Here is a 15,105-nt window from a genome sequence, read left to right as displayed (position 1 = left end):
CATATTGAAAAACGGGCACAATTTTTTTTGTACTTTTGCTTCCGTGGAAAAATTTGGTTCAATAAAAATACGGCAATTCATATACCCTTCAAATTTTTGAACCCTTTGATATCCGAAAATCGTAGCAAACGATGGAAATTTACTTAACAAAATAATTGAGATTTATTTATGAAAAGAGTGCTAGTAGCAACCGGTGGTGGGGACTGCCCCGGGCTTAACGCAGTGATCAGAGCCATTGTAAAACGTGCAGAACAAGAAAGAGACTGGGAGGTAATAGGAAGTATAGAATCGTTTAACGGTATACTAAGAGAACCTACCGAGATAAGGGTGCTTGATGAACGCTCGGTGGCAGGAATCCACGTGCAAGGAGGAACCATAATTGGTTCTACTAACAAGGGAGGCCCCTTTGCTTGGCCCATAAAAAAAACCGATGGTACATGGGACTATGTTGACAGATCGGACGAGATGATTCGCAAACTCCAGTACCTTGGTGTTGATGCAGTAATTAGTATTGGTGGAGATGGATCGCAGAAAATATCCCAAGCCCTATACGAGAAAGGGCTAAACATTATTGGTGTACCCAAAACCATTGACAACGACCTCTCAGCCACCGACTTCACCTTCGGTTTCCAAACTGCTGTTCAAATTGCAACCGATGCGGTTGACAAGCTTGTAACTACCGCAGCAAGCCATAACCGTGTGTTGGTACTAGAAGTTATGGGGCGCTTTGCTGGTTGGATTGCCCTGCATGCAGCTATTGGAGGTGGTGCTGAGGTTTGCCTTATCCCCGAAATCCCCTACGACTTGAACGTGGTTCTTGAACGCCTCAAGTCGAGATATAGCCGCGGAAAAGGCAATGCCATTGTGGTCGTTGCCGAAGGAGCAAAATCGAAGGACGGCGATGTGGTAGCAGAAGAGAGTAGCGAGGTGGGTTACAAAAACGTTAGGCTTGGTGGAATTGCGCATAAAATATCATACGATCTTAAGAAGGCTGGTTTCGAGGCTGATATGCGCGAAACGGTACTAGGCCACTTACAAAGAGGGGGTATTCCAAGCGCATACGACCGAATTTTGGCTGCTCAATTTGGGGTTAAAGCCTTTGAGATGGTTCTTGAGGGACGCTTTGGGGAAATGGTAGCCTACCGCCACCCCGATATCATATCGGTTCCTCTTACCGATGCTATTGGCAAGCCCAACTTTGTTGACCCATCATGCGATTTGGTAAGAACCGCACGTGGCTTGGGAATTAGCTTTGGCGACTAAATTAACTTTACAATAACCTAAAATGCCCCGAGCTTATTTAGCTCGGGGCATTTTACTTGTAGGCCATACCTATTATGCCTTGGCTGTCTCCTTAGGATACTCTATCCTTGCATGGTAAATGTTCTGGAGCTTCTTTTTAAACACTTCCTTAATTTTGGATATATCTCTAAATGTTATGTTGGCATCGTTAAACTGCTCCTCAGCCTGCTGATAATTGATAATTGACTCGACTAAATCGTTAATTGTTTCTACTGTAATTTGCTTGAGAGCGCGTGAGGCAGCTTCTACAGAATCGGCCATCATGACCACAGCAGTTTCTCGAGAAAAGGGCTTAGGCCCAGGGTAGGTAAAGGTATCTACATCGGCATCGGCATCAGGAAATTTATCTTTATAAAGCCTATAGAAATACAACACCTTGGTTGTGCCATGGTGAGTGCGGATAAAATCGACTATTTGCTCGGGCAGGCGATTCTTTTTGGCAGTTTGAACGCCATCTGATATATGACGGATGATTATTTCTGCGCTCTCCTCAAAATCAAGACCTTTGTGAGGGTTAAAATCGGGCGATTGATTCTCCACAAAATAGTACGGATTACTCATCTTGCCAATGTCATGGTATAAAGCGCCAGTTCTGACCAAAAGTGGGTTCCCTCCTATTTGGTGAATGGCGCTTTCGGCCAAGTTTGCAACCTGAAGTGAATGCTGGAATGTTCCGGGGGCCACCTCGGCTAACTTCCGAAGCAAATCCTGATTTGTATCGGACAGCTCCATAAGGGTAGTATCCGAAAGAAACCCAAACACCTTTTCGAACACATAAATTAGCTGGTAAGATGCAAGTAGTAACAGCGCATTTGCCGCAAACCAGCCAATGTAAATTGCATTCATTGCGCTTGGCTTTCCCTCCTGAATTAGCACGATACCTAAATATAAAATGGCATAGGTTAAAAATATGTATCCTACAGCAAGGAATAACTTGCTACGCCTGTACACTTTGGTAAGGCTTATAATGGCAACTACACCTGCAATGAAGTGCATAAACACAAATTCAAAACTGTTGGGCACAAAAAATCCAACGATAAATACAGTTATAATGTGAATGAAAAGGGCTAAGCGAGAATCGTAAAAAGTTCGTATGAAGATGGGCACAATGGCAAACGGAATGATGTAAATACTAACCAGTTCGCGTCGCAAAAGCAAAAAAGACAATATTGACAATGCGCTTATAACAAGGAGGATAAAAATCAGTTTTGAATCGCTGTAGAGCACCTCTCTCCTAAAATTGAGAAGGAAAAGGAATAGAACAAAAAACAGCATTGTAACAATTAATGCCTGACCAAGTACGAGCAGCTTGGTGTTACCCAAAAGATTTAGCCTGCTCTCAAACTCTCTCCTAAGGGAGTACAGTATCTGGTATAGCTCCGAGTTTACCACCTCCCCCTTGGTAATTATTCTTTCTCCGGCATATATCAACCCCTTTGTTGCAGATAGACTTGCCAGCATATCGCTGGTAACCTGTTGGGTGGTTTGCGAATCGTATTGTAAGTTAGGGTTAACGTATTTTGTTAAATTTAGCTTTAGTAATATATCTATTTCAGGGCCAGAATGTGTAGCTGCAAGCTGAGAAGCGTTGGTTTTTACATTGTCAATTGCTCGATTAACTTGATAAACCTCTGAGATATCAGTCTCAAAAGCCTGATTATTCTTAACAATAGTGATTCCCCTTTGAATATCTCCTCGAAGGTCAGAGAACTCAGCAGGGAAAAAAATTCCAACCCGGTGCACTCTCTCAATGACCTGCTCCATCCTTCTTAGCAACGTATCATTCGGATTGTTATTGGCTTCAAGTTTCTCCCATTCAACTAAAAAGTCTGTTCTGAATTGCTGTTTGGCGATGGTAACAGCAGAAGTATCGTACTTAAAAAAGGGTTTGAAATTATTAAGGATAGCATTGCGTTCGGCAATAAACTCTGTATCGGTTTTGTAAATTGGAAAATCGAATGGTGCAACAAGATCGTCATGCATCCACTCCATACCACGTTGAAACTCATACTTAAACCTACGCTCCTTGGGCAAGGCAAGCAGAATTAGTACAATAGCCAGCACAAAGTAAACACCCCTTAGTATTTCGCGGTAGTAGGTTTTAACAAAACGATAAAAATTCTTCATACAAAGTAACTATTAGTTATTCAGCACTACAAAAATAACATTTTTAAAACCATATGGTTTCACATGCTCGGTTTTTACGCCTAAAGGCTAGCCTATCCACAGGGATAAATAATTTGTCTCACCTTCGATATTCGCTTAGGTTGGCAACTTCCCAAATGTAGTACTACTGTAATTTAAGTGAAAAGATTTCTGGGTTGGAAGTCCCCCACCTGAACGATGCAGTCGGGCAGGAAAATTGGAAGGTTGAAGCATATTAATTCTCTCTTTTCTTTTCTCCTCTCTCCTTTCTCGTCTCTCTTCTGTCTTTCAACTTTCAACTTTAAACTTTAAACGCAAAGACACTAAGGCGCAAATAACCTCTCTAGGCACTTAAAACTCTAGGCAATTTATGAACTTTCTCATTGGTCTTCTGTCTTTCTACTTTAAACTTTAAACTTTAAACTTTAAACTTTAAACGCAAAGACACTAAGGCGCAAATAACCTCTCTAGGCACTTAAAACTCTAAGCAATTTATGAACTTTCTCATTGGTCTTCAATTCATATGATGAATTACATTTCCTATCATCGTGTGTACGATTCCGAACAACACATATACGAATATGAACAAAATATTTAACGTCTACCACAACTATACTATTGCATATTAAACTATTATATTTTCTGGTATGCAATATGCTATTAAAAAAAATGATATTATACATTGGAATAAATCAACGGCATGAGAACATGCATCAATTAAAAAAAAACCACTACCTCTACACCTAAAAGTTTTGCACTATGATTAAGAACTACATTAAGGTATCTTTTCGGAACCTTATCGCCCAAAGAGGCTATACCCTAATTAACATCTTTGGATTAGCCGTAGGTATTGCCAGCGCACTGCTAATAATGTTATACGTTATCGACGAGATGAGCTATGATACATTTCATCCCAATGCCAAAAACATTTACAGGATATGCATTGACGCTAAGCTACAGGACACAGAAATGAAAGGCTCCATAAGCAATGCTCCCATAGGCCCAACTGCTGTGGAAACATATCCCGACATAGTAAACTTCACCAGAATTTTTTCATTTGGCGGGGATCCTGACATTCGCTACGATGATCGGGTTTTTGTTGAGAAGAATGTTATATACGCCGACTCTACATTCTTTCAGGTATTCGGCGGATTTAAGCTTATCCGCGGCGATGAAAACAAAATCCTTAATGTTCCCAATCAAGTGGTCATGACCCAATCGACTGCTCGTAAATATTTTGGCGATGATGACCCTATTGGAAAAGCGGTAAATGTATGGCAGAGCAGCCAGAGCTGGGAGGTTGTTGGAGTTGTTGAGGATGTTCCCAGCAACAGCCACTTCAGGTTCGATATGATCTGTTCAATGGTATCCCTACCATTAGCCCAATCGACAATGTGGATTGGTAACAACAACTACACCTATATAGTTTTGCAAGAGGGGCTAGATCCAAAAATTGTAGATGAACGATTGCTCGAGCTTGTGTTCACTCATGCTGGCCCTCAGTTTGAAGAGTTTATGGGCTCCTCATTTGAGGAGTTGGGTAACAGTGGAAATCGTTACGAATACTTTACGCAGCCAGTGCTTGATATCCATTTAAGATCCAACCTACCCTTCGAAATGCAAAAAGGTGGTAACATTACCATGGTGTATGTGTTTATGATTATTGCAATTTTCATCCTAATCATTGCGGCCATAAACTTTATGAATCTTTCAACCGCTCGCTCTGCAAAAAGAGCCAAAGAGGTTGGCATTCGAAAGGTTGTTGGGTCAACCAGAGGCAGCCTGATTAGCCAGTTCCTTACCGAATCGGTTATGGTGTCCACCATAGCATTAGCTATTGCTGTTGGAATTGTTGCCATTGCCACCCCTGCCTTTAACAGCGTGGCAAACAAGGAGATAATCCTTTCTTCGCTACCCATTTGGCTCACTGCTGGCATTCTGCTTACCACCATACTAGTAGTTGGTTTTGCAGCGGGTAGCTACCCCGCATTTTTTCTGGCAAGCTTTGAGCCTATTAAGGTGCTTAAGGGGAAACTCCGATCGGGGATGAAGAGTGGCCTGCTAAGAGGGGTGCTGGTTGTGATTCAATTCACCATTACCATTGGGCTTATAGTATCAACATTTGTGGTTTTCAAACAAATAACATTTATCCAGGATAAGGATTTAGGCTACAACCCCAGCCAAGTTCTGGTAATAAACCGGCCATACGTTATTCAGGCGCAGAACAGGCAAACCTTTATTGATGAGCTAAAAAAGCTGCCTAATGTAGAGGCCGTGGCAAGGGCATCATCGCTCCCCACTACAATTATTGGAAATACGGTGATGCAGAAGAGAGGGGCTGCCAATGATGATTTTCAAACCTACAACTTCTTTTTTGCCCACCACGACTTTGACAAAACGTTGCAGTTTAAAATGGTTGAGGGCAGATACTTTAGAGAGGAGTTTGCAAGCGACTCAAGCGCCATGGTAATAAACCAGGCTGCTGTAAAAGGATTTGGATTTGATGGGTCGCCTGTTGGACAAATTGTTGTTATGAATGGAAATGACGAAAGAACCGTTGTTGGGGTTATGGAGGATTTTCATTACGAATCGCTGCATCAAAAAATACATCCCTTGGTTATTGCATCGCACCCAGTATACACATACCTCACCATCCGAATTAAAGGAGGAAACACGCAGGAAAGCATCAGGAGTATTGAGGAGAAATGGAATGAGTTTGTATCCGATCAGGCTATGGACTACTTCTTCCTCGATCAGGCAGTTGAAAATCAGTACAGCGACGAGAAGCGTGCTCGAACTCTATTCTCAAGCTTTAGCCTTTTAGCCATAATTATTGGTGCACTCGGTCTGCTTGGGTTATCATCCTATACTGCCGAGCAAAGAACACGTGAAATTGGTATTCGAAAGGTTATGGGTGCTAGGATTACTACTGTTGTCTGGTTACTTCTGAAGGAAATCAACAAGCTGGTGCTAATATCAACCGTTATCGCCTGGCCCGCTGCATGGTACCTAATGAGCCAATGGCTTGAAGGCTTTGCTTTCCGTATTAGCTTAACCCCATTGATTTTCGTTACTGCATCAATTCTATCGTATGCTGTAGCAGTAATAACGGTTAGCTACCAAGCAATAAGGGCAGCCAGAACCAACCCTGCCATAACGCTTAAGTACGAATAATAATTGAGGGGGACGGCCAACACCTTGTTGGCCGTCCCTTCATTTCAATAACTCATTTCTTTGGTGCACAATGAAAACATCAAAACTCATTTTCCTGTTAGTTGGATCCATACTCTTACTGATTGTGCCCCAAAATGGGTATTCGCAGAGCAAAAAAGTTGTCCATGCCTTCCGAATAGATGTTGAAGCACCCAGGATTGATGGTAGACTTGATGATGCTGCCTGGCAAGAAGTAGAATGGCAAAACAATTTTGTTCAACGCCAACCATACGATGGAAAAGCTCCATCACAATCAACAGAATTTAAGATTCTTTACAACGACAATTCAATTTTTGTAGCCGTTAGGTCATGGGATGCATTCCCAGATAGTATAGTGAGCAGACTTTCCCGGCGCGATAGCGGCGATGGAGATGCCATTGGGGTAGAGTTCGATTCTTACAACGATCAAAAAACAGCATTTTCATTTATAGTATTTTCATCGGGCGTTAAGCACGACAAACTTATTACAGGTGATGGGGAAAATGAGGATGTAACCTGGGATGCAATATGGGATGCAAAAACAAGTATTGATGATAAAGGATGGATTGCCGAAATTGAAATACCATTTAATCAACTCCGATTTAACAACAACAAGGAGCAGGTATGGGGATTACAGGTTGGACGTTATATTCACAGAAAGGATGAGCTGTCGCTGTGGCAACCCATACCAAGAGATGCCCCGGGTTGGGTTCATCAGTTTGGGGTGCTAAAAGGCATTACAGGAATAAAGCCCACACGGCAAACAGAGGTGGCACCCTACATTGTTGCACAAACAGAACGTTTTGAGGCAGAAGAAGGAAACCCCTTTGCTACAGGTAAAAGAAATCGCTTTTCGGGGGGAGTGGATGCCAAAATTGGGCTAACCAATGATATAACACTCGACATGACTGTATTTCCTGATTTTGGTCAGGTTGAGGCCGATCCATCGGAGGTAAACTTAACGGCTTACGAATCGTACTTTCCAGAAAAGAGGCCTTTCTTTATTGAGGGCAAAAGCTTGTTCGATTTTCAGTTTACACCCGGCGATGGAGATCACTCCGCAGAGAATCTTTTCTATTCGCGCAGAATTGGACGAAGGCCAAAGGGAGAGCCAGATTTGGGGAATAATGAATTTGTAAAATCACCAGAGAACACCACAATTTTGGGCGCTGCCAAAATAACAGGTAAAAACAAGAATGGATTATCTTTTGGTATTCTTGAAGCAGTAACCGATCGAATGTTTGCAGAAATTAGCGAGAACAACAATAGAAGGCTTGAGGCAGTAGAACCACTTACGAGCTACTTTGTTGGAGGGTTAGCAAAAGATTACAATAATTCTAACACAAGGGTTGGGGGAATAGTTACCTCAACCAACCGAAGTATTCATGATTCTCAGCTAGATTTTCTGCATACAAATGCTATCAGTGGGGGTGTAAGTTTTTTACATCAATGGAAAAACAAGAGCTACCAGATAAACTTCAAATCATACTTTAGCCACGTGGTGGGTAGCGAGGAGGCTATACTTAGGACACAACAAGCTCCTTCTCGTAATTTCCAACGCCCCGATGCAACCCATTTAGAAATTGATTCGAGTAGAACCAGCTTAACCGGCCAAGGAGGTTTTGTCTCCATTGGTAAATTGGGTGATGGCCATTGGCAGTTTATGGGTTTTGTTTCATGGAAATCTCCTGAATTGGAGGTTAATGATCTTGGTTTTGTCCGCGGTGTGGATGATATATTTCAAGTTATTTGGGCACAATATAGGCATTGGGAACCTTTCTCAATATTTAGAGAAGTAAATGTTGACTTCAATCAGTGGACAGGCTATAACTTTGGAGGCGAGCTAAATTACGCTGGCGGAAACATTAACGTCAATAGCCAGCTAAAGAATTACTGGAGAGTAGGTTTTGGTGTTGGCCCCCAAGGTAGAAGCCTAAGCCCATCAGCTCTTAGGGGAGGGCCTTCACTTCGTATTCCAGGGGGCATTAACCATTGGCAATATGTAAACACTGACAGCAGAAAAAACCTCATGTTATCCATGAGCACCTCTTTCCTCAATTCTATCTCAGCAAATCAGCAAACCTATTCCGCAGGAATTACCTATAGACCAACAAATGCTATACAAATAGCTGTTAGCCCAATGTATTCTATTACCAAGCGGGAAATGCAGTACGTTTCAAATATCGATTGGGAAAATTTTACAAGCTACATTAACTCATCATTCGAGCAGCGGCTATACATCCTGCAGCTAAGAGTTAACTATAGTGTTACACCCGATATTTCAATCCAGTACTACGGAAGGCCTTTCTTTGCAAAGGGTAAGTACTTCGATTTTAAAAAGATTACAAACCCAAGAGCCTCAAATTTTGAGGATAGTTTCCACTTATTTAGCTCGAACCAATTATCCTATGATACCGAAACCGAAGTTTATTATGTAGATGAAGCCAGTAACGGGACAGCAAATTACAGCTTTGATAATCCTGACTTTAACTTCAGATCTTTTCAATCTAACCTTGTGGTTCGCTGGGAATACCGCCCTGGCTCAGCCCTGTTTTTGGTTTGGTCCCAAGGAAGAAATTCGTTCGATAGTGACTACAACTTGAATATGGGCTACAGTGCTAGTGAACTATGGACTGCACACCCCCACAACATCTTTCTAATAAAATTATCCTATAGATTTTACTAGTGTCACATAAGCACGTTAGAATGGTAATCGCGCTTTTGGCACCGAGCTGTGGTCAGCATACTCCCCCCTAAGATACTTATAATGACCAGCAATGGCTATCATTGCAGCATTGTCGGTGGTAAACTTAAACTCAGGGATGTACGTATTCCAGCCAAGCCTTTCGCCAGCTTGTAAGGTGGCCGTTCGTAAACCCGAGTTTGCAGCAACACCACCCGCCAAAGCAATTTCTTTTATTCCCAAATTTGTAGCGGCGGCAATTAGCTTATCCATTAAAATGGTAACAATGGTATGCTGCAGCGAAGCGCACAGATCGGCCTTACGATCCTCCATAAAATTTGGATTATCTTTTAGTTGATCCCTCAGGAAGTAGAGAAACGACGTTTTTAGCCCGCTGAAGCTAAAGTCGAGACCATGGGGCAATGGCTTGGCGAACTTAAATGCCTTGGGGTCACCTTGTGCCGCAAGGCGGTCAACCACAGGCCCGCCCGGATAGCCCAACCCCATAACCTTTGCGCACTTATCAAAAGCCTCTCCGGCTGCATCGTCTATGGTTTTCCCAATAATCTCCATCCTGTCAAAATCGCTCACCAGCACCAGCTGGGTATGCCCTCCAGACACCAAAAGACACAGGAACGGAAACTTAGGCAGCTTTGTCCGATCCGATGTGATAATGAAATGCGACAGGATATGACCATGTAGATGGTTTACCTCAACTAGGGGAATATTCTGGGCAAGGGCAAAACCTTTGGCAAACGAGGAGCCCACCAGCAGAGATCCAAGAAGCCCAGGCCCTTGGGTAAAGGCTACAGCGGTTATATCGCTAGGCGATAGGCCAGCCTGTTTAATCGCGGTATCAACCACCGGAATTATGTTTGCCTGATGTGCACGCGAGGCCAGCTCGGGTACAACACCGCCATACTCCTCGTGCACTTTCTGATTGCTAATCAAGTTCGACAGCAACCACCCATCCTTAATTACGGCAGCGGATGTATCGTCGCATGACGATTCTATCCCTAAAATTATTACGCTCATAGTGTAAAAATGTACGCTCAGCAAAAAACCCAAAACTTAGGTTAATATTTATTAAATAAATCGTCTGCTTTTAACTAAATTCGGGCGTTTTTAAGCTGTGGCATAGTTTGTGCTTCTGTAATATTTCTAATTCAAAGTTTGGTGGGCAAAGTTATTAAAAAATCGGTTTATTTTTTTTTGATATTAGCCATTGTGCTACTAGCTATCCCTACCTCTGTATGGCTTACCATTCAGCACAGCAAGGTACAAACTTGGATTGTGGGAAAAACTACCAAACTACTGGAGCACAAGCTGGGCACCAAGGTTTACATCGAAAAGTTCGATTTTCGCCTTTTCAACAGGGTACTTCTTCGCAACGTGTATGTAGAGGATCACAATTGTGATACCCTCCTAAGTGCACAAACCATAACCGCTAGCCTACTGGGTTACAACTCAGCCAAAAAATCGCTTATTTTCCATAGGGTTAAACTAGATAATGCCAGCATAAACTTTGAGACCGACACCCTTGGAAGCATGAACCTCACCGTGTTCATCAACAAGCTATTGCCCCCTCACGACACACTAAAAGTTAAGGATGACGATGGCTTAGGCATTCGCTTTAAGCACGTTCGAATTTCCGATTCGGAGTTTCGGATGCATAGGCAGAATGCGAATCTAGCTGATGAACAAATTAACTTTGACGATTTACATGTTAAGGCACTAAACCTTGACCTTAAAAACCTTACCATAACTGGCGACACCATCTCGTTCACAATAAATGAGCTTACGGGTATTGATAAAAGCGGATTTGCCATTGATCGATTTAGAACGGAGATGAGCCTTAGCAGCCAGCATATGGACTTCGAGAAGCTGCGGATTCGAGCTATGGAGGCAAGCATTAACCTACCATACCTCAGGTTTAGGTATGATGGGTGGAACGCTATGGGCGACTTTTTAAATGCTGTAAACCTGAATGGCCAAATTGAGGCCTCCACACTCTCAACCCGTGCCCTTTCTTTCTTTGTTCCAGGCATAACACAATTCGATGAGGTTGCTGATATTGAAGGTCAGTTTCGAGGAAGCATTAGCGATCTGCGCGTAAGAGACCTTAGCATTAAAACTGCCGATACTACATCCATTTTGGCAAATGTAAACCTAATGGGGCTTCCCGATTTTCAGTCCACATTCATCTTTGTTGACATTAAGGAGCTAACAACTACCTCTGACGATTTGCAAAGTTTCAAATTTGCCGACACCCAGAAAGAAATCATATCAATCCCCGATAATTTATACAGCCTAAACCACATTTCATTCACAGGCAACTTTACTGGTTTTATCACCGACTTTGTGGCCTTTGGCACGTTATCAACCGATATCGGAAATATTTCGATGGATCTAGCTATTAAGCCGGACCAAGTAAAAAACACCACATTTAAGGGGAGTGTATCAACCGAGCAGCTTAACCTGGGGAAGCTTGTAAACAGCGACCTGCTGGGTAGGGTAAGCTTGGCAGCTACCGTAAACGGAAACACAGATTACAAAACCAACCTGAATGCCATTACCGATGCCAACATCTTCGCATTCGAAGCGAACCAATACAGGTATACAAACATTATGCTATCGGGCAATTTAAGTAACAAAGATTTTGAGGGATCGCTATTCCTTGACGACCCAAACGCAAAGCTCAACTTCATGGGATCGCTACACTTTAGCGACTCAATCCCCGTTTACGACTTCTCAGCATTTGTACCAAAGCTCGATTTGGTTAAGCTTAACCTGAACAACGTAGATAGCATATCGCAGGCATCATTTCTACTTACCGCAAAAATATCAGGCAACTCCATCGACAACACATCGGGTGAGGTTAAGCTGGTCAATGGACTATATCGAAACCAGAATGGCGAGATTAAAACTTCTGACATCGTTATTACAGCAAACAATACAGCCGACAGTAAGCAAATAGGTCTAAAGTCGGAATTTGCCGAGGGAGAACTACGGGGGAAATACAACTACACCAATATTTTCGCCTATCTACAAAAGATGATTTACCTATACCTACCAGCCCTAAGTAGCGATAACACCAAACCCGAGATTGTGCCCACTGGGGTTGAAAACCCTGAGTATAACGACTACATCGTTAGGCTTCGCCTAAGAAACACCCGCAAGCTAACCGATGTGCTATTCCCATCGTTCCGAATTGCTGAGAACACCAACGTATTTGGTATCTACAACCCCGATTTTCAAACCCTTAACCTAAAGATAAAAATCCCAGAGATAGAGCTGGCAGGTAATATTATTAAGGATATTTCAATTGATGGAGTAACTAACGACTCAACTTTAACCGCCAGCATAACATCCCCTCAAATCAAAAGGGGTAACTCTGAGGTTAAAAATGTAGCCCTACACGCTACTGCCATAAACAACAAGCTAGAGACCAGATTTTTGTGGGATAACAAAACGGCAATTAATAACTCGGGTGAAGTTAAGGCTAACGCACTTATAACCCACAGGACCGCTAGTAATTTGATAAATATTAACTTTTTGCCATCGGACTTTACACTAAACGATACCATTTGGCATATTAGTGAGTCGGAGATTATAATTGACAGCACAAGCATTGCCATTAATAACTTCTTGCTGCACAACAACATACAAACACTTGGTATTCAGGGCGAAATTGCATCAACGCCTGACGACTACATTCAAGTAAATCTACAAAATATCGATATTTCCAATGTTAATTTATACACCAAGGATTTGGGCTACGAATTTCAAGGAGAAGTGGATGGGTACGCTCGGGTAACAAATATCACCGGAAACCCTTTATTCTATGCCGACCTAACCCTCGACGACTTGAGGGCAAACAGCTACAATGTTGGAAAAATAACCTTAAGCAGTCAATGGCATAACGAAGATAAAAAACTTTCGGTTGATCTACTAAACACCCAACCCGATAATCGAGGCTTTAGCCTAGCAGGCGATTTTTTCCCCGACAACCAAGTGCTAAGGTTCTTTGCACGCCTCAATGGGATAGAACTTGGGCTAGTAGAGCCATTTCTGGAGGGCAGTGTAGTAGATATGCAGGGCTCTGTTTCGGGAAATGTTAATATTACAGGTACAGCCTCCACACCTCTACTAAATGGAACATTGCGAATGAACGAGGCAAGTGGATTAGTTGACTTTACGCGAACACGCTACGCCATGTCCGACCCAATATATTTGGAGAATAGCAATGTGATATTCAGAAACTTTAAGATCTACGACTCAAACAGTAGGCTTGCAACCCTTAACGGGGCAATTAACACCAATTATTTTAAAAACATTGAGCTTGATCTGAACCTCACTCCCAGCAATTTCCAGTTCCTGAACACAACCGAGCGCGATAACGAGATGTTCTACGGTACGGTTTATGCCAGTGGGCAAGCAAGGGTAACAGGTAAACCAACTGACATTTTGGTTAACGCATCGGTGAAAACAGAACCTCGAACCGCGCTATTTTTACCCCTGTCAACATCTAGCGATGTGGCCGAATTCGACTTTGTGAATTTCATTAATAAAAGTGATGATATTATCATTATCGAAGATTTCTTTGGGCTAGATGAAACCCAAAAGTCAAACGTTAGGGTTACCCTCGACCTAGAGGTGACCCCTGAGGCAGATGTTCAAATCATTATCGATAAGCAGCTGGGCGATATCATCAGGGCAAACGGATCGGGTAACCTTAAGCTAGAAATTGACCTCAACGAGGATATATTTAATATGTTTGGCCAGTTTGCCATTGAAAAGGGAGACTATCTTTTTACCCTTCAGGGGGTTATAAATAAAAGGTTTCGCATTGGCGATGGCAGCACCATCACATGGAATGGCGATATGACCAACGCCCTCATGGACATAAAAGCAATTTACTCACTCCGAACAACTCTTAAACCCCTAAACCCCACAAGCGATGAGCCGGTATACAACTCACGTACTCAGGTTGATTGCATAATTAACCTTTCGGGCAAGCTTATGGAGCCCAACATTGGTTTTAACATAGAAGTTCCTATAGCCGAAAACGACCCCAGCGTAAAAGCAGTTGTTCTCGATGCCCTTAACACCGAGGAGCGAGTGAGTATGCACTTTCTGTCGCTACTTGTTGTGAACAGCTTCACCAACGACGACCCGCTTGCGCAGGGTGCAGGAGTTAGCCAGGGGCTTTACTCCACAGCAGGCGAAATGCTGTCGAACCAGCTTAGCAACTGGATCTCGCAATGGACCAGCGCCGTTGATATTGGAGTTAACTGGCGACCAGGTGACGAGTTAAGTTCCAACGAGATTGAGCTGGCGCTCTCAACCCAGCTATTTAATGATAGGGTAACCATTAACAGCAACGTGGATATGGGCAACCAGAATGTGAACAGCGGATTTGCCGGTGACGTTAGTATTGATGTAAAAATTGTACCCTCAGGCAAAATCAGGCTTAAAGCCTTTGCCCGCTCCAACGATGAAATTATTTACGGAACCAACTCGGGTGAATTTACCCGAGGTGCTGGTGTTATGTACCGAGAAGATTTTAACAATATGGAGGAACTACTAAATAAGTTTAGGAACCTGTTTACACGTCGCAAGGAATCTGAAATTGATTTTGAATACATCGAGCCTGATTTTGAGGAAAATACAAGCCAAAAACCTAATCAGCCTCCTATCAACCAACAAAATGGTTTCGTAGAGATAAAATAGAATTGCTCATTTCAACGTTTTTTTATTAATTTCGACCAAAAATAATACTA

The 15,105-nt window shown here is 42.6% G+C and carries 6 protein-coding genes; 4 read left to right on the top strand and 2 right to left on the bottom strand.

Translation table 11 applies throughout. The features are described from left to right. Positions 1-168 precede the first annotated feature (168 nt). Complete coding sequence (locus G8O23_RS03880) at positions 169-1,263, top strand: 6-phosphofructokinase (RefSeq protein WP_166361956.1); 1,095 nt, start codon at positions 169-171, stop codon at positions 1,261-1,263. Between the two features lie 72 nt (positions 1,264-1,335). Here G8O23_RS03880 and G8O23_RS03875 read toward each other — a convergent pair whose 3' ends face one another. Further along, positions 1,336-3,429, bottom strand: a complete 2,094-nt coding sequence (locus G8O23_RS03875; RefSeq protein ID WP_166361954.1) for an HD family phosphohydrolase — start codon at positions 3,427-3,429, stop codon at positions 1,336-1,338. A 777-nt stretch (positions 3,430-4,206) separates the two neighbouring features. Here G8O23_RS03875 and G8O23_RS03870 point away from each other — a divergent pair. Continuing rightward, on the top strand, positions 4,207-6,621 hold the full coding sequence (locus G8O23_RS03870; RefSeq protein ID WP_166361952.1) for an ABC transporter permease: 2,415 nt from the start codon (positions 4,207-4,209) through the stop codon (positions 6,619-6,621). A 70-nt stretch (positions 6,622-6,691) separates the two neighbouring features. Further along, entirely contained in the window at positions 6,692-9,325 is a 2,634-nt protein-coding gene (locus G8O23_RS03865; RefSeq protein ID WP_166361950.1) for a DUF5916 domain-containing protein, read from the top strand. A gap of 15 nt (positions 9,326-9,340) precedes the next feature. Here G8O23_RS03865 and tsaD read toward each other — a convergent pair whose 3' ends face one another. Then, complete coding sequence (gene tsaD, locus G8O23_RS03860; protein ID WP_166361948.1) at positions 9,341-10,357, bottom strand: tRNA (adenosine(37)-N6)-threonylcarbamoyltransferase complex transferase subunit TsaD; 1,017 nt, start codon at positions 10,355-10,357, stop codon at positions 9,341-9,343. A gap of 192 nt (positions 10,358-10,549) precedes the next feature. Between tsaD and G8O23_RS17610 the strand changes: the two genes are divergently transcribed. Then, the gene (locus G8O23_RS17610; RefSeq protein WP_166361946.1) at positions 10,550-15,055 is read left to right on the top strand and encodes a translocation/assembly module TamB domain-containing protein; all 4,506 of its coding nucleotides are present in this window, start codon (positions 10,550-10,552) and stop codon (positions 15,053-15,055) included. The last annotated feature ends 50 nt before the right edge of the window (positions 15,056-15,105 follow it).

The sequence above is a fragment of the Perlabentimonas gracilis genome, assembly GCF_011174675.1.
Taxonomy (GTDB): domain Bacteria; phylum Bacteroidota; class Bacteroidia; order Bacteroidales; family Tenuifilaceae; genus Perlabentimonas; species Perlabentimonas gracilis.
Note: the sequence above shows the minus strand (reverse complement) of the source record. Positions and strands in the feature narration are given on the sequence as shown.